The sequence below is a fragment of the Haloplanus aerogenes genome, from assembly GCF_003856835.1.
Classification (GTDB): domain Archaea; phylum Halobacteriota; class Halobacteria; order Halobacteriales; family Haloferacaceae; genus Haloplanus; species Haloplanus aerogenes.
In genome coordinates this window covers 293,868-316,675 of record NZ_CP034145.1, presented here as the reverse complement: position 1 = coordinate 316,675, position 22,808 = coordinate 293,868, and the positions used below count along the sequence as shown (strand labels likewise).

Genomic DNA, 22,808 nt, shown 5'->3' with positions numbered 1-22,808 from the left:
GGAGCCACCAGTTCGCACGCCGTCGCGGGAGCGAACAAGTCTATTACGATGGCCCCCAAGTGGTGGGTCGTGACGGCATTAGTATGGCACCGGGACTAACCGGCGCGGTCCTCGATACACTCGTGGGTCGGATCGCGGTGATCGACGAGACGGGCCGGATCGTCGAATCGAACGCGTCGTGGGACGCGTTCGTGGCCGAACACGATCACCCGCTCGTTCCGGACGCCGACCGCCCGTACGTCGACGCGCTGTTGCAGTCGTCGAACGAACAGGCGATCGCCGTGGGGAACCGACTACAGGCGCTGTTGGAAGGCGACGGCGACGAGAGCGGCGAGTACCCCTACCACGCCGACGTGGACGGCGAGGCGCTGATCGTTCGGTACACCACACTCGACCACGAGGGAAATCGCTACGCGGTCGTGACACACACCGCCCGAGTCGGCCGAACCGAGGTGGCGGCGGACCTCCGCCTCAAGGAGCGGGTGATGGACGAAGCGCCGGTCGGGATCACTATCTCCGACCCCGATCTGGAGGACAATCCGGTTATCTACGCCAACGCCGCCTTCGAACGGATCACGGGGTATCCGGTCGAGCAAGTCATCGGGCGGAACTGCCGGTTCCTGCAAGGGCCGGACACCGATCCCGAGACGGTGGCGAAGATGCGCCGCGCCGTCGACAACTTGGAGCCGGTGACCGTCGAGGTCCGCAACTACCGGCGCAACGGCGAGGAGTTCTGGAACCAAGTGACCATCGCCCCCATCTACGACGAGGATGACGAACCCTCCCACTACGTCGGCTTCCAACAGGACGTGACCGATCGCAAGGAAGCCGAGGAAGCCCTCGAAACCGAACGCGACCGCCTCGCCCTCCTCAATCAGATCGTCCGCCACGACATCCGTAACGACATGGCCGTCGCCCTCGGCTGGGGTGGCGAACTCACCGACCGCATCCCCGAGGAGGACGTGGCGGCGTTCGAACGCGTCATGACCGCCGCGACGCACACGAAGGAACTCACCGAGGCGGTTGGTGACCTCGCCAAGATCCTCGGGACGATCGATCCCGAACTCGAACCCATCGGCCTCGACGACATCCTCGGGAAGGAGATCGAGCGCGTTCGGTCCAACTTCGATTACCGATCCGAGGAGATCGAGATTCGCGGCGACGACGACCTGCCCGACGTGGACGTGCTGGCGACCTCCATTCTCTCCTCGGTGTTCGGCAACCTCCTCGACAACGCCGTCTTCCACAACGACAAGGCGGACATCGAGATCGACGTGGACGTGACGGTGCGGGAGGAGACGGCCGTCGTCCGCATCGCCGACAACGGCCCGGGCATCCCCGACTCGCGCAAGCGCGAAGTGTTCGGCCGCGGGGAGAAGGGACTGGAAAGCCCCGGGAGCGGCCTCGGTCTCTACCTCGTCGACAACCTCGTCGAGACGTACGGCGGCCGCGTCTGGATCGAAGACAACGAGCCGAGCGGCGCCGTCTTCTGTGTCGAGCTACGGCGGGCCGTATGAAACACACGTTACTTTAGCCTGCCTCGATTAGGGCGTCCAGACCCAGATGCCGGACGACCACGGCGGTTTCGAGGACGTACGGGAGACGCTGGACGGGCATCCGATGGTGAGTCTGCTCGCCTACGCCCGTCCCTACTGGCCACGCGTGTCGCTGGGCGTCGCCGCCGCGTTCTGTACGCGGTTTGCCCGTCTCGTGCCCCCGATTCTCGTCGCGACGGCCATCGACCGGATCATCAACGGGCCGGCCGAGCCGGGCCTACTGGCGCGAGTCCGCCTCCTCCCCGCCGAACCCATCGTCGGCGCCGCGGCCCGCACCGCCCTCCTCGAACGCCTCGTCGCTATCGCGGCGCTCGCGTACGTCGTCCGCTCCCTGACCCGCTTTGGCTCCCGCTACCTCCTCCAGTCAGCCGCGCAGAAGATCCAACGTGACCTGCGAAACGACACCTACGACCACCTCCAACATCTCTCGATGGACTTCTTCGTCGACCACCAGACCGGCGGCATGATGTCGGTGCTGAACAGCGACATCAACAGGTTAGAACAGTTCCTCAACACCGAGTTCAGGCAACTGATTCGGGTCGTCGCCACCGTTGGCGGCATCGCCGTCGTCCTCTGGACGTACTCGCCGAAACTCGCGGCCATCGCGCTCGCGCCCGTCCCCATCATCGGCGTCGCCAGCGGCCGCTTTCTCACGTGGATCGAACCGCGGTACAAGTCGATTCGGGAAGCCGTCGCCCGCCTCAATACCCGGCTGGAGAACAACCTCGGCGGGGCAGCGGTGATCAAGACGTTCAACCGCTACGGGTTCGAGCGCGACCGGGTGGCCGAGCGGAGTCAGGACTACCACGACGAGAAGGTGGCCGCCCTGCGCATCCGCCGGGCCTTCTTCGCCGCGCTCCGCCTCCTCACCGGCGTCGTGTTCGTCCTCGTCCTCTACGTCGGCGGCATGGACAACATCCTCGGCGTCGAAGGAGCGCTCACCGCGGGCAGTTTCGCGCTCTTCTTTCTCTACCTGCGGCGACTCTACTCCCCGATGCGCCGCGTCGGCAAGTCCGCGAACAAGTATCAGCTCGCGAAATCGAGCGCCGAGCGCGTGTTCGGTCTGCTGGGTCGGGAGCCGACGATCACGTCACCCGACGATCCCTATCGGCCCGACGGCGTCGACGGCGACGTGACCTTCGACGACGTGACCTTCAGCTACGGCGACCGGGAGCCGGTGGTTCGAAACGTCTCGCTCGACGTACCCGCGGGCACCACCGTCGGCCTCGCTGGGGCGACCGGCGCGGGGAAGTCGACGCTCCTGAAACTCGTACCCCGGTTTCACGGTGTGGATTCGGGGAGCGTCCGCATCGACGGCGTCGACGTGCGCGAGTACGACCTCGACGCGCTCCGGGAGGAGATCGCCATCGTCGAGCAGAACCCCTACCTGTTCTCGGGCACCGTCGCGGAGAACATCGCCTACGGCGACCGGGACGCGCTGGCAGCCGAACGCCGCGACGACGACGCGGCGCGTGACCGCGTGATCGAGGCCGCCAGCGCGGCCGAGGCCCACGGCTTCGTCACCGACCTGCCCGACGGCTACGACACGTTCGTCGGCGAACGCGGCGTCAAACTCTCGGGCGGCCAGCGTCAGCGCCTCGCCATCGCTCGCGCCCTCCTCAACGACCCCGCGATCATCGTCTTCGACGAGGCGACGAGCGACGTGGACACGGAGACGGAGGAACTGATCCAGGAGAGTCTCGACCGCCTCATCGAGGATCGGACCGCCTTCGTCATCGCCCACCGCCTCTCGACGATTCGGGACGCGGATCGCATCGTCGTGCTGGAGGACGGCGAAATCGTCGAGTCGGGAACGCACGCCGACCTGCTGGCGGACGACGGCGACTACGCCGCCCTCTGGAACGCTCAAGCCGACGCCCAGCGGATCGTGGACGACTGATGCGGCCCGTTGTGAGTCGGCACCACGATCCGCCTGACGAACACGCTTATTTCGATCACCGACAGAGTAGGATTCATGAGCCGAGCAGTTCCAGACGGCTGGCTGAAAACCGGGCGCCGCGAGTACGAAAACCGGAGCGTCGAGGTCGAGGTGAAGTTCCAGCCCACGCCGGAACGGGACGGCAACTTCGAGGTGTGGATCGTCGACGAGGAACGCGAGGAGTCGACTCGCGTCGAGAACGTCCAGCCCACCGAGACCGACGTGCGCGAACTGGCCAAAGACGTGATGGACTCCTTCACAGCAGCGTTCGAGGCAGCCGTCGACGACGGGGCCGACGAGGGCGAGGCCGTCACGGCGGCAATCGAGCAGGCCGCAGCGGAGAATGCCGCCTGAGCGGCTCACGTTCGCGCCAACAGGAGCCACGCCTGCCAGAGCCCCCACAGCACCCAGAACACGCCGGCAGCGGCGAGCAACGGCACCCGGGCACGAGGACGCCAGCGCGTCGCCACGCCCCACAACAGGCAGACACCCGCGATGCGAACGAATACGATAGCGGCGAGGCCGAGCCCCAGCCGACCCGGAAGGACGGTTGCAGGTGGTTCACCGGCGTCGAGCGCGAGCGACGTGGCGACCGTCGAGACGACCAGTCCGAGGAGGACGAGCAGGAGCGAGCCGACGAGGGCGGGACGGACAGCTACTCGTCGAGTCGGCGTCGACATATGCGCCCGTTCGGCGGGCGTCACCATAGCGTCGGGGGAGATTAACTGCCCGGCGGCGCAATCGCGACCATGGCCGACGACCAGCCCCGTCCGTTCCGACTCGACGCCGACGTCGACCCCGGTGAGAAACGACAGTTCCGGTACGAGGTGAGCGAAACGTACCTCGGCGATCCGGTGGAGATCCCGGTGACGATCATCAACGGCGAGGCGGACGGTCCCCGAGTCTGCCTGACGGCGGCACTCCACGGCGACGAGCTCAACGGGGTCAAGGTGTTACAGGAGGTCGCGGACCGCTACCGGCCAAGCGATATCCACGGGACGCTCGTCTGCCTCCACGTCGTGAACGTCCCCGGCTATCAGGCGCAGCAGCGCTATCTCCCCATCTACGATCAGGACCTCAACCGCTCGTTCCCGGGCAAGGAGCGGTCGAACACAGCCGAGCGGATGGCCCACCAAGTGTACACCCGGTTCGTGAGCCAGTGCGACCTCGGTCTCGACTTCCACACCTCGACCCGCAACCGGACGACGATGTACCACGCCCGCGCCGACATCGGCAACCCCGAAACGGAGCGTCTCGCGGAGGCGTTCGGAACGAACGTGATCCTCTCGGGCGAGGGCGACGCCGGATCGCTCCGCGCTGTCGCCTCCCGGAACGGGATTCCGACCATCACCGTCGAGATGGGGAAAGCGCACCGCTTCCAGCCCGGCCTGATCGAGAAGGCGCGGACCGGCGTCGAGAGCGTTCTCGCGGAGTACGGCGTCTACCCTGAAGGGACGGTGATCGAGCCCGAGTGGCGGAAAGTGATGGGTCCCGGCGAGGAGAAACGCTGGCTCCGGGCGGACACCGGCGGCCTCGTCGAGATGGAGTGGGGACCGAACCCCCTCGTTCACGACGGCGAGGCGATCTGTACGATCACGGATCACTTCAATACGGAGGAACGCGTCGTCGAGGCACCCTTTACCGGCCTCATCGTCGGCGTCCTCGAAAACCCGGTCGCGCTACCCGGGCACCCGATCTGCCACCTCGTCCGCATCAGCGACGAGACACGCGAGGAGATCGAGCGCGAGATTTCTCGCGGAGAGTTCGACGGCTACCGCTCCTACGGGCAACGGTGGATGGCAGACGAGGGAGACGCGGAGTAGGGTCGCCTGCGGTGACATCGCTCATCGATCAACGGACTGGATTCGAACCTCGGTCACGCCACTCCGCTCCGTTCCCCGCTTCAAATCGCAGCCGGATGGCTCTTCGTTCTCGTGTTGCTCGAACAGAAGAGCCAAGGGCCGGATTTGAACCGGCGATGGGCGGCTCTGCAGGCCGCTGCGTTAGGCCGAACTCTGCCACCTTGGCGCGTTCGATAGTATCGGTGTCCGGCGCTTAAGCCTAGCGGTCGGCGATGACGCCGTCGCTCGCGGGTGCTGAACGGCGACGAGTGGACGGATGGCCGTCGCTCGCCGAGTGAATGAAATGAAGTATGAATGGTGAGGCGGCGAATCGGGTCTCCCAGAGGCTCGCGCACTCCAGTACTGGCCGATACGCAGACAGGCTTAACGTCCGTGTTCGGGATGGGTACGGGTGTGTCCCTGCCGCTCTGGCCGCCTTCATGCCGACCGACGGAATCGAACCGTCATCAGACCACTGTCGGTGGGTCGAACTACCGTATGTACGTGCGATCCAGTTAACGCCTGGACCCGATCAGTCAGATCAGGTCACAGTGCGAATCAGATGAATGTGGCTTGGACTGTTAGTGCTCGCGGGCTGAACGTCTCGTTGCCTCGACGCGTACACCCCGAGTCTATCGAACTCGTCTTCTACGAGTGTCCTCGGTGGTACCTCTTTTCCAGGTGGGTTTCGAGCTTAGATGCGTTCAGCTCTTACCCCGTGGTGCGTGGCTGCCCGGCATCTGCTCTCTCGAACAACCGGTACACCAGTGGCACCCAAGCGGAGTTCCTCTCGTACTATACGCTTGTTCCCGTCAGGTACCTCAACACCCCCAATAGATAGCAGCCGACCTGTCTCACGACGGTCTAAACCCAGCTCACGACCTCCTTTAATAGGCGAACAACCTCACCCTTGCCCGCTTCTGCACGGGCAGGATGGAGGGAACCGACATCGAGGTAGCAAGCCACTCGGTCGATATGTGCTCTTGCGAGTGACGACTCTGTTATCCCTAAGGTAGCTTTTCTGTCATCCACGGGTCCCATTAATGAACCTCGTGGGTTCGCTAGACCACGCTTTCGCGTCAGCGATCCTCGTTGGGAAGATCACTGTCAGGCCTCCTTGTGCTCTTGCGCTCTCTTCCGGGTTCCCGACCCGGATGAGGAGACCATCGGGCGCGCTCGATATCTTTTCGAGCGCGTACCGCCCCAGTCAAACTGCCCGGCTACCGGTGTCCTCCGCCAGGAGTGAGAGTCGCAGTCACTACCGGGTAGTATTTCAATGGTGGCTCGGTGGCCCGCTAGCGCGGGTACCTGTGTAATGCCTCCTACCTATGCTGCACAGTAGCGACCACGTCTCAGCGACAGCCTGCAGTAAAGCTCTATAGGGTCTTCGCTTCCCCTTGGGGGTCTCCAGACTCCGCACTGGAACGTACAGTTCACCGGGCCCAGCGTTGGGACAGTGGCGCTCTCGTTGATCCATTCATGCAAGCCGCTACTGAAGCGGCAAGGTACTACGCTACCTTAAGAGGGTCATAGTTACCCCCGCCGTTGACGGGTCCTTCGTCCTCTTGTACGAGGTGTTCAGATACCCGCACTGGGCAGGATTCAGTGACCGTACGAGTCCTTGCGGATTTGCGGTCACCTATGTTGTTACTAGACAGTCGGAGCGCCCGAGTCACTGCGACCTGCCTCTCTCCGAGGCAGGCATCCCTTATTGCGAACGTACGGGACTAACTTGCCGAATTCCCTAACGCCGGTTGCTCCCGACGGGCCTTGCCTTTCGCCGGCAGAGCACCTGTGTCGGATCTCGGTACGATCACTACTCTCGTCTTTTCACGGGCTCTAGGTACGGCCGACTTGCGCTATCTCAGGATTTGGCCGCTTCCTGCCATTACGGCTTCCACGGCGGTACCTGATTCGACCGGGCGAAGGCCCGGCTCGGCTGTCCCCAAAGCGTCAACTTTCAATGAGTAGTGGTGCTGGAATATTAACCAGCTTCCCTGTTGTCTCGGTCGAATTACGGCGAGACTTAGGATCGACTAACCCTCGGCTGATTGGCAGTGCCGAGGAACCCTTGCTCGTAAGGCCGTCGGGGGTCACACCCGACTCTCGCTGCTACTATGACCAGGATTATCGTCACCGCTCGGTCCACACGAACTCTCGCCCGCGCTTCCGTCCGAACGGAGTGCCAGCCTACGCGATTGTCCGGTGAAGGACACGGGTAGGTCTCGGTGGTAGATTTGAGCCCCGATCATTTTGGGCGCCCCGAACCTCGGCCGGTAAGCTGTTACGCTTTTCTTAGAGGGTAGCTGCTTCTAAGCTCACCTCCCGGCTGTCTAGGGCTCGGGACCACCTTCGATCGCACTTAATCTACACTTGGGGACCTTAACCTACCGCTGGGTTGTCTCCCTTACGGTGCACAGGCTTACCCCGCACACCGGACTCCCTTCGTCTACGGCGTCCGCAAGTTCGGAGTTCGACAGGAAGGCCGACTCCTCTCGGAGGCGGGTCTTCCAATCGGTAGCTCTACCTCGCGGACTACCTCAGAAGAGGTCATGCTTCGACATGTTTCGGCTGGAACCAGCTGTTGCCGGGTTCGATGGGCCTTTCACCCCTACGCATAGGTCACGGGAGGGTATTGTAGGACACCACCCCTAACGGGCCTCCACGTGGCTTTCGCCACGCTTCACCCTGCCCACGCGTAGATCACCCGGTTTCGGGTCGCACCCGCTTGACTCCCCGCGCTTGAACACGGTGGCCCTGGTCGTAAGACTGCGGCCGTATCGGTTTCCCTGTGCCTTCCTCGATAGTCGAGTTAGGCTTGCCAAGCAAGTGCACTCCCTGGTTCGTTTTTCAAAACGCACGACGGAACATCGGCTTCCTTCGAGTCCTACTAGCGGGTCGCCCCGCGGTCGTTTGTCGAAGGACCTTGTATGCCCCGTCGCTCGATCGCCAACTGAGTTCAGGCTCTATTTCAGTTCCCTTCTCGGGATACTTTTCAGCGTTCGCTCACGCTACTTGTTCGCTATCGGTCTCGAGGAGTGTTTAGCCTTCCCGGTTGATGCCCGGGACGTTCACGAGGAATATCCAATCCCCGCTACTCTTGAACTGACTCACGTCGTACTGCATCCCGATACGGGGCTGTCACCCTGTATCGCGCTCCGTTTCAGGAGACTTCTCGGGACGGGTCGGACGCTGATCGTCAGCCTACACCACATGTCTCGTGAGAGATTCGGTTTGGGCTGGCCCGCGTTCACTCGCGGTTACTAACGGGATCGCGATTTGCGTTCTCTTCCTGCTCCTACTGAGATGTTTCAATTCGGAGCGTTCCCCATTGCGCGAAGCAATTGCGAGGGGATTCCCATTCGGAGATCCTCAGTTCTTTCCCTCCATGCGGGTCCCTGAGGCTTATCGCAGCTTGGCACGTCCGTCTTCGGCTCTCGAGCCGAGCCATTCACCAGCTGGCACAGTAGCCAGATTGATGGTTGTCACACTAGTGACCCGGATATGACTGTTCGGGTCCAGTGGACGCCTGGATCGCACGTACATACGGTGTCATTACGCTCTCGTGGACGCGAGGGCGTTCGACCCTTCCCATCCGCGTTCACACGGGATGGTGCATCGGTCTTGCGTAGCCCAACCGAGCGCCGTCATGCACTTAAGCAGTGCGTTTCGGCGACGGTGGGCTGGCATGGACCCGCTGGGATTTGAACCCAGGGCGTCCTCCTTGCAAAGGAGGTGCTCTACCGCTGAGCTACGGGCCCGGTCCCAAAGTGGGACGCTGGGTGATGGTGTGTGAGCCTCGGTGGGTCGTAGGTGCCCGGTCGTTCGAGTGGGCGATCCGATTCCTTGGACGAGTGGTCGCTACGTGGTGGGCCTCCCGTGTGGAAGCGGGAGGTCCCGGTCAGTAGGAGGTGATCCAGCCGCAGATTCCCCTACGGCTACCTTGTTACGACTTAAGCCCCCTTGCGGAGCCCAGATTCGACTTGGGTGACCAAGCCTCATCCGGACCCCACTCGGGTGCTTTGACGGGCGGTGTGTGCAAGGAGCAGGGACGTATTCACCGCGCGCTGCTGACACGCGATTACTACCGAATCCAGCTTCATGAGGGTGAGTTTCAACCCTCAATCCGAACTACGACCAAGTTTAGGAGATTACCGCCCTCTCTCGAGGTGGGAACCCATTGTCTTGGCCATTGTAGCCCGCGTGTAGCCCAGCACATTCGGGGCATACTGACCTACCGTTGCCCGTTCCTTCCTCCGTGTTAGCCACGGCAGTCCTCCTAATGTACCCACCCGGCCGAAGCCGGTGCTGGCAATTAGGAGTGCGGGTCTCGCTCGTTGCCTGACTTAACAGGACGCCTCACGGTACGAGCTGACGGCGGCCATGCACCTCCTCTCAACAGCTCTGACAAGGTCATCAACCTGGTCGTCATTGCTGTTGTCGATGCTGGTGAGATGTCCGGCGTTGAGTCCAATTAAACCGCAGGCTCCTCCGGTTGTAGTGCTCCCCCGCCAATTCCTTTAAGTTTCATCCTTGCGGACGTACTTCCCAGGCGGTCTGCTTAGCGGCTTCCCTACGGCACAACACCCACTCGTAGTGGGAGTCACACCTAGCAGACATCGTTTACGGCCAGGACTACCCGGGTATCTAATCCGGTTCGAGACCCTGGCTTTCGTCCCTCACCGTCGGATCCGTCTTCCCAACATGCTTTCGCTATCGGTGGTCCGTCCAGGATTACGGGATTTCACTCCTACCCAAGACGTACCTGTTGGGTCTTCCGGTCCCAAGCCACACAGTTTCCACCGGACGCCCGCCAGTTAGGCTGGCGGATTTCCCGATGGACTTGTGTGGCCGGCTACGGACGCTTTAGGCCCAATAAAATCGGCCATCACTCGAGCTGCCGGTATTACCGCGGCGGCTGGCACCGGTCTTGCCCAGCTCTTATTCCACCACCACCTTACGGTGGTGAAAAGCGAGGACTGTATGCCCTCGCACTCGGGGTCCCCTTATCGCACTTGCGTGCAGTGTAAAGGTTTCGCGCCTGCTGCGCCCCGTAGGGCCCGGAATCTTGTCTCAGATTCCGTCTCCGGGTTCTTGCTCTCACAACCCGTACCGATTATCGGCACGGTGGGCCGTTACCCCACCGTCTACCTAATCGGCCGCAGCCACGTCCTACAGCGCCGGAGCGTTTACACGTCCCAGCATTCCAGCTTGGGACGGATATGAACTATTAGCCTCAGTTTCCCGAGGTTATCGTTCTCTGTAGGGTAGTTTGGCCACGTGTTACGGAGCTATTTGCTACGAGTGTAAACTCGTACAACTAGCATGGCTAAATCGGACCCCGATAGCAATGGCCTCCGGCAGGATCAACCGGAATGGGCTCACTCCAGAGGGAGTGAGGGGTGGCGGGAAACGTAATGTTTCCGCGTCGTAAAGACCACTGAGGTCCAAGGTGGTGGATCGGTCCACCCGAGCGACCGGGTGACACCGACCCACCGAGGCTCACATCAGATTCCGTCTTACGGCGGACCGCAGGGGGGGAATCCTCATGTTTCGTCCGGACTTGAACCGACGAGAGCGACCCATATAAGCCCGTTGATCGGGCCCGGGGGATCTCCCATCGGAGCGTGTGGTCCGGGACGCCGAGGGCATCGTCGCCCTCGCCGCGTTCGCATTACCACCGAACGCCCTCGTTTACTTAAGGGCGTCGGAAGCGTCCCGTCGCCGGCCGTCGATTTGACACCAACCGAACTGGGTCCGGTTGGCACCTCTCGGCGCCGGCGACGCGTGTACTACAACGCAGGCCGGTATGATAGATAAGGCCGTCGAAGTAGAACGCCCCACGTCAATGGATTCCACGGGAGACGGTTACAGGTCGAGAGAACGGTGTCGCGCGGCTGGAGGCCGGTCGATCATCCCTCGCTCGCACGGTCGGTCTCGCCGGGGAGCGGCCGCGCAGGCGAACGTGGCCTGCGAACGGACAAAGCCCTGTCGGCACTGATCAGCGGTGCACCCCAGCGGGGGCGGGCGTCATACGGATCGTTGTAAGCCGGTACCGGCCATCGCGGGCCTCGGGAACGGGAACGGCCGGGACACGGTTACAACAGTCCGTATCACTCCTCGAGGTGTTCGATTCCTTTCTTCGAGACGTTGCCTTTCGTGATCTGGTTACCCATCCAGTCGGGTTTGTCGTTCGGTGCCTCCTCCTCCCACGCCCACGCGTCGAAGATGTGGACCTTGTCCGTCCCCTTCTCCCGGAGCCGGATCTCCGTCGGGTTCGATTCGGCCTCGCTCTCCGAACTATCCGGGTCCAGCCGACGGGCCGCCTTGAGCGCAGCCTGCCGTGGCATGTTCCCCGAGAACACGCTGTCCTCGTCACCGTCCTCGCGCATCACGAAGTTCCGCTTACCGTCCTCTCGTACCATGATTTTGCACCTCTATGCGAATCGAACACATGGCACAACATAAATATATCGGCAAAACGAGGGCTCAGTTGGCCGAAAACCTATAAATGAGCGACAGCGCGGCGCAATACCACCAACGTGAATGACGGTCGGAGAAGTACACGCGTTCGACAGTAGACAACCTTATGTGTGTCCTAGGGCGAAACACGGCTAGACACCCCCGATGGTCCGGAAAAAGAAGCTCAGTCCAAGCGGCGCCAAGGACGAAAACGGCGAATACCACAACGTCCACGTGAATCTGCACGAAGACGAACTCGCCGTGGCCGGGATGGATATCGGCGACGAGGTGTTCGTCCGAGTGCGCGACGGGAAGATCATCATCCAGAAAGCCGACCCAGACGACGTCGAACACGACTTCTAACCGATGACCGTCCGCGACCGCGAGGGGGACGAACGGATGCGTCACGGCCGCTCGGAGCGCACCCGATGAACGGCTACGACCTCTGTAAGCCGTTCCTGTTCGCGCTCCCCGCCGAGACGGCCCACCGGGCCACCCACCGTCTCCTCCAGAGCGTCCAGCACACACCCGTCGAGGACTACCTCCGCAACCGGTACACCGTCGACGACGACCGCCTCCGCACCGAGGCGTTCGGCCACCAGTTCGACAACCCCGTCGGCGTCGCCGCGGGCTTCGACAAGAACGCCGAACTCCCCACCGTCCTCACCGCACTCGGCTTCGGCCACGTCGAAGTCGGCGGCGTCACCGCGGAACGCCAACCGGGCAACCCGCGCCCACGACTCTTCCGCCTCCCCGAGGACGGCGCGCTCATCAACCGGATGGGCTTCAACAACGAGGGCGCCGACCGGATCGGCGCCCGCCTCAACGACGCCGACCTCCCGGACGCGCCCGTCGGCATCAACATCGGCAAGTCGAAATCCACACCCCTGGACGAGGCACCGAACGACTACCGCTACACCTACGACCGCGTGGCCGACGCCGGCGACTACTTCGTCGTGAACGTCTCCAGCCCGAACACGCCGGGCCTGCGCGAACTCCAGAACCGCGAGTCGCTGGAGCGCATTCTCGGTGGCCTCGTCGACGCCGGTGCCGACCCACTCCTGGTCAAACTCTCGCCGGACCTCGCCGCGCCGGCCATCGAGGAGGCCCTCGCCGTCGTCGACGACCTCGATCTCGACGGCGTCGTCGCCACCAACACCACGGTCGAGCGCCCATCCGGACTCCGGAACCCGAACCGGGCGGAACGCGGCGGCCTCTCGGGCAAGCCCATCGAGGAACGCGCGACTGGGACGATCAAGTTCATCGCCGAACGTACCGACGTGCCCGTCGTCGGCGTCGGCGGTATCACGGACGCTGCGGGCGCCTACCGCAAGATTCGCGCAGGGGCGAGTATCGTCCAGTTGTACACGGGCCTCGTCTACGAGGGGCCGAGCCTCGCGCGCGACATCAACCGCGGCCTGCTCGACTTGCTGGAGCGCGATGGCTTCGAGTCGGTTGAAGCGGCGGTCGGCGCGGATCTGTGATCAGACGACGACGACCGGGACCGGTGCGGTGTTGGCGATCCGCGTCACGTCGTCGTCGACGACGTACGAGCTGAACGCGCCGCGGTCGGTGCTGCCGAGGATGACCGTATCGATCGCTTCCCGCTCACAGTACTCCCGGATGGTATCGGTCAGCTTTCCGAAGGCGACAGCGGTGTCGAGCGTGACGCCGTGTTCGTCGGCGATGGCGTGGGCGTGATCGAGCAGTTCGTCCGCGAACTCGCGTCGGGACGCGATCCAGCGTTCGTACTGGTCGGTCGTGTTCCCCCCCAATCGCCGCCGTGTCGTCGGAGTGGGAGTCGATGACGTACATGACCGTGATGCGGTCCTCGGGAAACGTCGAACAGGCGAACGTCAGCGCCCGGTCCGACAGCTCCGAGTCGTCGAACGGGACGAGAAGGTGTCGTGGCACAGGACACCTTAGTTCGCTGAAATGATAAGTGTGCCTGCGCTCAGTTCCGCACGATGACGACGGTATCGCCCGCTTCGACCATCTCGCCATCGCCGGTGTACCGCCGTTCCTCCTCGATTTCGAACATCTCGGCGTCGAGTTCCACGTCCGCGACGTGGAGGCGGCCGTCGACCACTTCGTAGTCACCCGAACCGATAGCGGCCTCGATGTCGCCCACCTGACTGCCGAACTCGGGGCCGACCAGCGAGTAGTCGAGGTCGACGCCGGTCACGACGGACTCCACGGGCGGTTCCTCGTCGACCGACTCCAGTTCGTCGACGTGCATCACGCGCTCGATGTCGTCGGCGAACGCGGACACGTCGCCGTACACCCGCACGGCGTCCACATCGGCGTTCATCGAGAGCTGGTGATCCGTCTTGTACTTCCGGAGCGCGCCGACCACGTCCATCGCCCGCTCGCCGGCCGGGAGGTCCGCCTCGATACCGAGCGGGTCGGGCCAGTCGGCCGTGTGGACGCTCCCGTCGCTGTACATATCCCGCCAGAGTTCCTCGGTGACGTGGGCGAGGATGGGCGCGAACAGCTTACAGAAGCGCCGGTGGGCCGTCTGGAGCGTGTAGGCCGCCGACGGGTCGTCGCCGTCGCGGAGGCGCTGTTTGGCGATTTCGAGGTAGTCGTCACAGAACGTGTGCCAGAAGAAAGAGCGGAGGCTGTCACGCGCCTTCGAGAACTCCCGATTCTCGAAGTAGCCGGTGACGGTTTCGACCTGATCGTCGAGTTCCGCGAGCATCCAGCGGTCGATTTCGCGGAGTTCGGGCTGCGAGAGCCGTTTCTCCGGCGTGAGGTCGTCGACAAGTTTCGAGGCGTTCCAGAGTTTACGCATCAGGCGCTCGCCCGCGCGCAGGCCCTTCTCCTTGTACGGCAGGTCGTCGCCGACGGCGCTCCCGGCGGCCCAGTAGCGCGCGGCGTCGACGGGGTACTTCTCCAGCACCTCGTCGGGCGTGACGATGTTCCCGAGTGACTTCGACATCTTCACCCGGTTCTCGTCGAGGACCATCCCGTTGATCATCACGCTGTCGAACGGCACCTCGTCGGTGTGCTCGTAACACTTGACGACGGTGTGGAACAGCCAGAACGAGATGATGTCGTGGCCCTGGGGGCGCATATCCATCGGATAGAGTTCCGGCCGTTCGATCACCATCTCCTCGGCCTCGGCGTCCCAGTCCCACCCCGCGTTGATTAGCGGCGTCAGCGACGAGGTGGCCCACGTGTCGAACACGTCGTCTTCGGGGACGAACTCGTCGTGGCCGCACGCGGGACAGTGATCCACGGGCGGGTCGTCCGAGAGCGGGTCGACCGGCAGTTGCTCGCGGTCGGCGACGATTTCCGCGTCGCACTCGGCGCAGTACCAGACCGGGAAGGGGATGCCCGAGGAGCGCTGGCGGGAGATGGACCAGTCCCACTGGAGCCCCTCGATCCAGTTGCGGTACCGCGTGAACATCTTCTCCGGATACCACTCCATCTGCCGGCCCGCTTCGAGGTACTCCTCTTTCTTGTCGAGCAGTTCGATGTACCACTGTTCCGTGACGAGGAACTCGATGCTCGAACCGCAGCGTTCGTGGACGTTGACGGTGTGGGTGATCGCCCGCCGGTCGAGCAGGGCACCCGCGTCGTCGAGGTCCTCGACGATGGCCTCGCGGGCTTCGTCGCGGTCGAGTCCCTCGTACTCCCCCGCCACGTCGGTCAGCGTCCCCGACTCGTCGATGGCGATGCGCAGGTCGAGGTCGTGCGCCTGGTACCACTCGATGTCGGTCTGGTCTCCGAAGGTACAGCACATCACGACGCCCGATCCCGTCTCCATGTCGACGCGTTCGTCCTCGATGATGGGCACCTCCTGTCCGAACAGGGGAATCCGTGCGTGGTTGCCGACGAGGTGCTCGTTCGCGTCGTCGTCGGGGTGGACGAACACCGAGACGCAGGCCGGGAGGAGTTCGGGTCGCGTCGTCGAGATGGTGAACGTCTCCGGGAGGTGCTCGTCGTCCTCGACCACCTCGAAGGCGATGTCGTGGAAGTGACTGTCCTGTTCGTCGTCCTCGGTCTCGACCTGCGAGATGGCCGTCTCGCACTCCGGACACCAGATGGCGGGCGCACGCTGGCGGTACTCCCGCCCCTGTTCGTAGAGGTCGACGAAGGAGAGCTGGGAGGTTCGCTGGACCTCCGGTGAGATGGTCTGGTAGGTCTCCGACCAGTCGATGGAGATGCCGAGGTTCTGCATCTTCTCGGTGAACTCCTCCTCGTACCGAGCGCAGACCTCACGACATTTCTCCTGGAACTCCCGGCGCCCGTAGTCCTGGTGGCGGATGTCGAGTTCGTCCTCCGTGAGGCGTTCGGAGGCGATGCCGTTGTCGTCGTAGCCGAACGGGAAGAACACGTCCTTGTCCTGCATCCGGTTGTACCGGGCGACGAAGTCCTGCAGGGTGAAGCCGTAGACGTGGCCCCAGTGGAGACTCCCCGACACCGTCGGCGGGGGCGAGTCGATGGAGAAGACGGTGTCCGGATCTACAGCCCCATCTCCGTAGGCGTACAGATCCTCCTCGACCCACCGCTCCTGCCACTGTCGTTCGACCGTCTCCGGGTCGTATTCTCCGCTCGGCATTGCTCGCCTGACGCTACCGGAGGGACCGATGTTAAACGACTCGGTTAGCGGGGAGAGCGCGAAACCACGGCTTGCGGACGATAGCCGCAAAAAATGTCTCGTCGTCCCACGTACGACCGCATACATATGTCGAAGCGCATCCGGCTCTCCGAGGAAGCCGACGCGCTCCGAAAGGCGGTCGAGGAGCGACGGCACGAGAAATTCGACCACTCCGATGACGTGCAGGGGGCGTAGCGCGCCGGCCGATTACTCCAGCGCGTCCAGCCGGAATTCGAACGCCGCCACCGGCAGTTCGAGGTCGTGTTCGACCAGCACCCGGGGATGCACCTCGCCGATCACGCCCACGGACTGACCGTCGATCACCACCTCGGCCGCGCGGCCGTCGATGAACGTCGGGTGGTCGGTCGCGGGGGTTTCGAGGTCGACATCGAAGTCGTGACACAGCGCCGCCAGCCGCGACTTGGCGTCCTCGTAGGTGGCGTCGTGACGCGCCACCACGCCCGCGACGGTGCGGTGTTCCGCGACGCCCGTGTTCTCGTCGTCGTCCGCCTCGGCGGCGAGCCCAATCTCCGCGAGGTCCTGCGGATACGCCCGGTGAGTGTTGTTCTCCAGCACCATCAGCAGGGAGGGGAGCGCCCACGTCCGCAGCATGGTGTAGTCCTCGCTGTAAGGTTCGGTGATCGTCACGGGGTCGCCGCCGCCGACCACGGGGGTACCGGGCTCGACACCCATCCGCTCGTAGTTCTCGTCCTCCGAGATCATGTGGAAGTTGAGCAGGTCCTCGAAGCCGAGGCCGACGAGCGACGTGCGGGCCGCCGCCTCGAGTTTCGAGCGGTCGTGCCGCCCGCCCACGGTGGCCACGTCAGGATACCGGGGTTCGAGGTCGTTGAATCCGTAGGCGCGACCCACGTCGTCCACCAGGTCGAGGGGGTGGAGCACGTCGGTGCGGTACGGCGGGATCGACACCTCGTAGGTGATGGCGTCGCCGCCCGTGTCCACGTCGGTGTCCAACCCCGACCGTTCGAACAGGTCGACCGTCTCCTCGATATCCAGATCGACACCGAGCATCCCCTCGATACGCTCGTGAGAGACGGTCTTCGTCTCCACCTCGAAGTCGGGACGCGGGAGCGTCCCGTCGGGGTAGACCACCTCGACATCCTCGATGGTCGCACCGCGGGCGTCGAGGGCGTAGCAGATGACGTTACACATCCGGTCGATGGTCCACTGGTCGGTGCCAGTCAACTCGACGAACAGGTCACGCGAATCGGTCGACACCTCGGTCCGGCGGCCGTTGATGACCGGCGGGAACGAGAACAGCCCGATTTCGTCGTAGATGGCGGGGTAGCGCTCGTAGTCGCGGACGATGGGCGCGTACGTCTCGCCGGTCGGGTGCTCGTCCAGCACCTGTGCGGGCGTCATCTCCTGGTCCGAGTCGAGCGGGACGAACCGGTCGCCTTCGGGGTCGACGCCGCGGTAAGTGATGGCGTGGCCGTCCCGGGCGTCCTCGCTCAGCACCTCGCCTTTCAGCATCGTGAGGTCGTGAATCCCGATGGCGCCTTTCTCTCGTTTCCGCCCCATCGTCGCGTGGAGTTTCTCCTGCAACTGGATCAGCGAGTCGAGCGCCGTCTCGTCGAGGTCGACGCCGCGGATCACCGCGCCGGTGACGTACGGCCGCTCGTCGGGCACCGACTCGTCCACCTCGATGGTCCAGTCGGGGTCGTTCGTGTTGGGGACGTAGACGCCCCGGTCGTCGCCGTACTGGTACCGCAGGGAGCGGGCGACGCCCTCGACGGAGAGGCGGTCCAGTCGGTCGGGGCCGAACTCCAACTGGAGTTCGCCCTCTTCCGTCTCGCCCTCGAATTCGAGGCCGAGCGCGAACAGGTCGTCGATCAACTCGTCGTCGTCTTTCTCCTCGTGGCCCGTCAGCCGCCGGAGTTCGTCGGGGTCGACGTCGACGACGGGCATCAGTGAAGCACCTCCGTCTCCCGCAGGAGGTCCAGATCACACAGCGTCCCGTGCACGTCGCGGATGTCGTCGAAGCCGTACATGAGCATCAGGAGTCGTTCGAGCGCCAGTCCCCACGCCATCACGTTGCACTCGACGCCGAGCGGGCGGAGGACTTCCTCGCGGAACATGCCGCTGTTACCGATTTCGATCAACTCACCCGTCTCGGGGTGCGTGCCGAACAGTTCGAACGACGGCTCGGTGTAGGGGTTGTAGTGGGGCTTGAACTGCAGGTCGGTGATGCCGAACTGCTCGTAGAACTCCTCGAACGTGCCCATCAGGTCACGGACGGAGAGATCCTCGGCCATCACCCACCCCTCGATCTGGAAGAACTCCAGCAGGTGCGTCGGATCGAGCGTGTCGTTGCGGTACACCTTCTCGACGCTGAAGAAGCGTTCCGGGGGTTCGAGCTCCCCGATTTCGTGCCCGGAGAGGTAGCGCATCGAGAGCGACGTGGTGTGACCCCGGAGGTCCACCTCGCGGGCCACCGCCTCGGTCCACGGCGAGTGGTAGCCGTCGCCGTCCTCGCCGACGCCGTCGAGGTGGGCCGAGCGGACGCGATCCAGCAGGTCTTCCGGAATGTCCCGCATCGGCGGCACGTCGAGCGCGAACTGGTCCCAGTGGGTGCGCGCCGGGTGATCCTGCGGCATGAACAGGCAGTCGTTGATCCAGAACTCCGAGTCGGCGTGGGGGCCATCCATCTCCCGGAAGCCCATGCCGACGAGCGTGTCCTTCACGCGCTCGGCGGTCTGGCGCAGGATGTGGACCTTGCCGCCGCGGGTCTCCGGCGCGTCGGCCTCGACGTTGTACGCCGCGAACTCTACGTCCTGCCACTCGCCGGAAGCGAGCATCTCGGGCGTGAGGCGGTCGACCGTTGCCGCCACCTCGACGCCCTCCATCAGGGCGGTCACGCCCGCGTCGGTGAGCGTCACCGAGCGGACGGCGCCCTCGCTCCGTTCGACGAGCCCACGGCGGACGAGTTCGTCGAGGGCGTCCTCGTCCGCGCCGTCCTCACCGTCGACCAGCGCAGCCAGCGCCGCCGCCTCGGGGTCTGCGTCGGGGTCCGCGTCGGGGTCGGCGGTAATCTGTCCCGACTTCACCTCGCCGTACCCCTTCCGGGCGTAGTTGGCGAGGGCGATGTCCACCGCGGGGCCACCGAGGTCGGCCGCGCCGATGACTTCGCCCATCGAGACGGGGGCATCGTCGGCGCCGGCGTCGACGGCGGCGCGGTAGAGGCGCACCTCGGGCAGGCCCGCGTCGGCGTACGTCTCGCCCTCGTCCGTGACGGCGTAGGATACCGTCTCGGCGGCCGACACCGACACCAATCCCTCGTCTTCGAGATCGAAGGCCGCGCCCGTCACCGTCTCGGGTTTCAGGCCCGTGTCGTCGCTCAACTGTTCGATCGTCCGTTCCTCCGTCGCGCTCGCGGCTTCCAACACCGCGACCTGTGATTCCGGGAGTCGCATTCTCTCTTGTCCACGTTCATCCAAGCTGGCCAGTTAGCAGTTCCGAAGGCTTCCGGCCACGCCCGCCGCGTGGCCGGCCGAGCGGGTCGATTTCGTCCGCCCGCCGCGGGCGGAGTCCGCCGACCTAACGGTGGGAAAAGAAACCGAAGCCGAACCCGAACGCGGTCGCTTCGCGGGCGAGCGAGTCGGTCGTGGCGGGTTCGGTCGCCATGTGGGTTCGATTCGTGCGGTGGCAAAAAAGCGTTCTGCAACCCCTAGTGCCCACTACCGGGCACGCCTCGGCGATCCGAGTCGAGGTCGATATCCAGGTCGTCCAGCACTTCCGCCATCTCGTCGCGTTTCTCCTGGTGTTCCTCCAGAAATTCGCGCATGAGTTCCGCCGCCTGCTCTTTGCAGCCGCCACAGAGGCGCTCGCCGCCGACACACTCCTCGTACACCTCGGTGGCGAACTCGTCGTCGTCGCCGGAGAGGAGGTAGGCGTAGAGTTCGTAGACGGGGCACTCGTCGGCCTCGCCGCCCAACTCGCGCTGTTTCTCCGCCGTCTCGCGCCCGCCCGTCGTCGCGGACTTCACCTTGTCGTAGCCGTCCTCGGGGTCGTCGAGGAGGGAGATGTGAGACGCGGGGACGGATGAGGACATCTTCCCACCCGTCAGCCCCGTCATGAACCGGTGGTAGATGGAAGAGGGCGGGAGGAAACCGTAGCCGCCGTGGTCGACCTCCACCTCGCGGGCCAACTCCTCGGCCGCCTCGCGGTCCATGTCGAACGCGTCGATGTGTTCGTCGTAGCGGCGCTTCTCGCCCGGCACGGCGTCGATCAGGGCGTCGAAGGCCTCGTCGGTGGCGTTGCGGTCGAGGAAGCGAACCCGGGGACGGAGCGGCTCCTTCCCCGCCGCGCGGAGTTTCTCTATCACCGTGTCGCGGACGGCGTCGGGCGCCATCTCCGCCTCCAGCCAGTCGGCGGCGTCCTCACAGCGCACGGTGTCGAGGTCGTCCTCTAGTGCCGCGTAGGCGGCCGCGAGGTGGTCGCGCTCCGCGGCGTCGGCCTCGAAGCTCGCGTAGGCCTCGGTCACCTTGAAGTAGCGCATCCGCGCGGCCACGTCGCGCGCGAGGCGCATGTGTGGGTCCTGATCCGGGCCGACGGGGATGACCGTCGGCTTCGGCTCCTCGAGCTGGGGATAGAGGATGTCAGCCATCTGCGTGACGACGGACTGCATGTGGGAGACGGAAGTTTCGCCGTCGAAGCCGTAGATTCCCTCGAACTCCGCGAAGCGGGCGTTCGACCCGAGTTCGAACGCGAGATCCTGCACCTCGCGGTTCGTGGACTGCCGATACAGCTCCCCGTCCTCGGGGTCGAACCCCAGCGCGAGCAAGGAGAGCAGGTAGTCGCGGGCGTGTTCGTCGATTTCGTCCCACGAGAGGCCGCGGGCGCTGTGGGCCTCCAAGTCGGCGATGAGAGCGTAGGCGTCCGCGCCTTCCTGCTGGTGCCAGATGATCTCGTCGAAGACGAGTTTGTGGCCGATGTGTGGGTCGCCGGTGGGCATGAAGCCCGAGAGGACGGCGGCGTCCTCGCCCTCGCGGAGCGCCCGTGCGACGGGGCGGTAGTCACGGTGGCCGAAGATGACGCCCCGGCGCATCAGATAGTGTGGGTTGGGCACCTCGTCGAGCACGTCGTCGAACGTCTCGATGCCGAACTCCTCGAACAGTTTGCGGTAGTCGGAGACGGTCGAGGAGCCCCACGGGTCGAGCGCGACATCGTCGGCGCCGGCGGCAGTGTTGCCACCGTCGGTCACAGTCGTCGGGTCTCGCGGATCGTCGTCGGACGCCGAATCGGCGTCTCCTGAGTCGTCTCGTGTCATGTTAGGGCGTGAGTCGCTCGACCGAGAGCCAGTCTATCCCCTCGTTCACGTCGGTCAGCGCAAAAACCATTCGCTTCCGGACCCCGCCCGCCAGCCGCACGTCCAGGGAGAGGTCCCGCGGGAGGAAGGTGTGATCGGGCGAGACGACGCGGATCAGGCGGGTCGAGTGGTCCATCTCCGAGACGGTGGTGAAGGTGTCGTAGGTTCGGAAGTCGGCGCCGAACTTGAACCCGCTCTTGGGGACGCTACCCGCCGCCCGGAGCGCCGCGTAGGCGCGGAGGCGGCGGTCGAAGCGCTCGCCCTCCACCGCGCGTCCGCGCTCGACGACGCGAGGTTCGTCGAGTGCGAGCGCGCCCCGACGGGCGAGATACGCCGCCTCCACGAGTGATAGCTGGAGCGGGCCGGACTCGGCGTTCCGGCCGTGGAGTCGCTGGCCGTAGAAGCCCCGATCGTGGAGGGCGGCCGGCGGCTCCCACACCACCGCCCGGTCCGCGAGGAGCGCGGCGTCGAGGTCGGTCGGGGGATCGTAGTACGATTCCTCGTCGGCCTCCATCTCGCCCTCGACACCCACTCGCTCCGTCTCCAAGTAGGTGAGTTCACCCTCCTCGTCGACGACGGCGAGGACGATGTCTCCGAGGGCGGCGGCGGCGATGGTCTCGCGTTCACCGGCGACGCGGACGCGGTAGGCGACCGCGTCGTCGGCCGGCCCCTTCCCACGCGGGTAGACGACGAAGTCGGCGCCGTCGGGGTCGTCGACCCACCCATCGCGAGCGGGCGAGAGGTAGAAGCCCCGGTCGCGGAGGTCCTTGTAGACGACGAACGCGAGGGCGGCGTCCGTGGCGACGAGGAAGGCGCGGAAATCCAGCGGCTCGCCCTCGGCGTCGACGACGGCGTCGAGGTCACCCCGGAAGAGGAGGTGGGCGGCCTCGACGGGCGCGAGTTCGATCCGGTTGCCGTCGAGCGGCCGGCCGTAGCCGCGGGCGTCGTAGAAGCGCTGGCGGGCGTCGCCACCGACCCGGACGGTCCCGCCCTCGAACGTCCCTTGCATACCCGTGTGGGGGCGGGGCGGCGGTAAAGGGCCTGCGGTGCGGTTCGGGGTGGTGCGGGGCGGTAGCTG

14 protein-coding genes, 2 tRNA genes and 3 rRNA genes are annotated in these 22,808 nt (G+C 64.7%); 6 read left to right on the top strand and 13 right to left on the bottom strand.

Annotation, left to right across the window (positions count from 1 at the left end; all coding sequences use genetic code 11):
• Positions 1 to 83: 83 nt before the first annotated feature.
• From DU502_RS01565 to DU502_RS01555, 3 genes are all read left to right on the top strand, one after another.
• Positions 84 to 1,517, top strand: a complete 1,434-nt coding sequence (locus DU502_RS01565; RefSeq protein WP_124896992.1) for a PAS domain-containing protein — start codon at positions 84 to 86, stop codon at positions 1,515 to 1,517.
• A gap of 46 nt (positions 1,518 to 1,563) precedes the next feature.
• A complete protein-coding gene (locus DU502_RS01560) occupies positions 1,564 to 3,456 on the top strand; it encodes an ABC transporter ATP-binding protein (RefSeq protein ID WP_121922186.1) in 1,893 nt (630 codons plus the stop codon).
• A 75-nt stretch (positions 3,457 to 3,531) separates the two neighbouring features.
• A complete protein-coding gene (locus tag DU502_RS01555) occupies positions 3,532 to 3,849 on the top strand; it encodes a hypothetical protein (protein WP_121922187.1) in 318 nt (105 codons plus the stop codon).
• A gap of 5 nt (positions 3,850 to 3,854) precedes the next feature.
• Here the strand turns inward: DU502_RS01555 and DU502_RS01550 are convergent, their stop codons facing one another.
• Positions 3,855 to 4,175 (bottom strand): hypothetical protein, encoded by a 321-nt coding sequence (locus DU502_RS01550; protein ID WP_124896991.1) that lies wholly within the window; start codon positions 4,173 to 4,175, stop codon positions 3,855 to 3,857.
• A 69-nt stretch (positions 4,176 to 4,244) separates the two neighbouring features.
• Between DU502_RS01550 and DU502_RS01545 the strand changes: the two genes are divergently transcribed.
• A complete protein-coding gene (locus DU502_RS01545) occupies positions 4,245 to 5,318 on the top strand; it encodes a succinylglutamate desuccinylase/aspartoacylase family protein (RefSeq protein ID WP_121922189.1) in 1,074 nt (357 codons plus the stop codon).
• A 129-nt stretch (positions 5,319 to 5,447) separates the two neighbouring features.
• On the opposite strand, the gene DU502_RS01540 is transcribed toward DU502_RS01545, so the two are convergent.
• The 6 genes from DU502_RS01540 to DU502_RS01515 all read right to left on the bottom strand — a co-directional run bounded on the left by DU502_RS01540 (position 5,448) and on the right by DU502_RS01515 (position 11,761).
• Positions 5,448 to 5,523, bottom strand: a tRNA-Cys gene (locus DU502_RS01540).
• Between the two features lie 131 nt (positions 5,524 to 5,654).
• Positions 5,655 to 5,776, bottom strand: a 5S ribosomal RNA gene (rrf, locus tag DU502_RS01535).
• A 123-nt stretch (positions 5,777 to 5,899) separates the two neighbouring features.
• A 23S ribosomal RNA gene (locus tag DU502_RS01530) occupies positions 5,900 to 8,815 on the bottom strand.
• 210 nt (positions 8,816 to 9,025) lie between these two features.
• Positions 9,026 to 9,097: transfer RNA gene (locus DU502_RS01525), tRNA-Ala, on the bottom strand.
• Positions 9,098 to 9,242: 145 nt separating this feature from the next.
• Positions 9,243 to 10,713, bottom strand: a 16S ribosomal RNA gene (locus tag DU502_RS01520).
• The 16S, 23S and 5S rRNA genes sit together here with 2 tRNA genes alongside, the layout of an rRNA operon.
• Positions 10,714 to 11,449: 736 nt before the next feature.
• On the bottom strand, positions 11,450 to 11,761 hold the full coding sequence (locus tag DU502_RS01515; RefSeq protein ID WP_121921031.1) for a non-histone chromosomal MC1 family protein: 312 nt from the start codon (positions 11,759 to 11,761) through the stop codon (positions 11,450 to 11,452).
• A 202-nt stretch (positions 11,762 to 11,963) separates the two neighbouring features.
• Between DU502_RS01515 and DU502_RS01510 the strand changes: the two genes are divergently transcribed.
• On the top strand, positions 11,964 to 12,161 hold the full coding sequence (locus DU502_RS01510; protein WP_049937926.1) for a hypothetical protein: 198 nt from the start codon (positions 11,964 to 11,966) through the stop codon (positions 12,159 to 12,161).
• Between the two features lie 65 nt (positions 12,162 to 12,226).
• Positions 12,227 to 13,282 (top strand): quinone-dependent dihydroorotate dehydrogenase, encoded by a 1,056-nt coding sequence (locus tag DU502_RS01505; RefSeq protein ID WP_121921032.1) that lies wholly within the window; start codon positions 12,227 to 12,229, stop codon positions 13,280 to 13,282.
• Here the strand turns inward: DU502_RS01505 and DU502_RS01500 are convergent, their stop codons facing one another.
• The 6 genes from DU502_RS01500 to endA all read right to left on the bottom strand — a co-directional run bounded on the left by DU502_RS01500 (position 13,283) and on the right by endA (position 22,739).
• Positions 13,283 to 13,573 carry a universal stress protein gene (locus DU502_RS01500; RefSeq protein WP_121921033.1) on the bottom strand — a complete coding sequence of 97 codons (291 nt, stop codon included), beginning with the start codon at positions 13,571 to 13,573 and terminating at the stop codon, positions 13,283 to 13,285.
• A 179-nt stretch (positions 13,574 to 13,752) separates the two neighbouring features.
• Positions 13,753 to 16,365, bottom strand: a complete 2,613-nt coding sequence (locus DU502_RS01490; RefSeq protein ID WP_121921035.1) for a valine--tRNA ligase — start codon at positions 16,363 to 16,365, stop codon at positions 13,753 to 13,755.
• A gap of 246 nt (positions 16,366 to 16,611) precedes the next feature.
• Positions 16,612 to 18,330, bottom strand: coding sequence for a phenylalanine--tRNA ligase subunit beta (gene pheT, locus DU502_RS01485; RefSeq protein ID WP_121921036.1), 1,719 nt, complete (start codon positions 18,328 to 18,330; stop codon positions 16,612 to 16,614).
• Positions 18,330 to 19,835: a phenylalanine--tRNA ligase subunit alpha gene (gene pheS / locus DU502_RS01480; RefSeq protein WP_121921037.1), complete on the bottom strand. Its 1,506-nt coding sequence runs from the start codon at positions 19,833 to 19,835 to the stop codon at positions 18,330 to 18,332. Before pheS ends, pheT begins: the two co-directional genes overlap by 1 nt.
• A gap of 254 nt (positions 19,836 to 20,089) precedes the next feature.
• Positions 20,090 to 21,691 carry a tryptophan--tRNA ligase gene (locus DU502_RS01475; RefSeq protein ID WP_121921038.1) on the bottom strand — a complete coding sequence of 534 codons (1,602 nt, stop codon included), beginning with the start codon at positions 21,689 to 21,691 and terminating at the stop codon, positions 20,090 to 20,092.
• A gap of 1 nt (position 21,692) precedes the next feature.
• Positions 21,693 to 22,739, bottom strand: a complete 1,047-nt coding sequence (gene endA / locus DU502_RS01470; RefSeq protein WP_121921039.1) for a tRNA-intron lyase — start codon at positions 22,737 to 22,739, stop codon at positions 21,693 to 21,695.
• Positions 22,740 to 22,808: the final 69 nt, after the last annotated feature.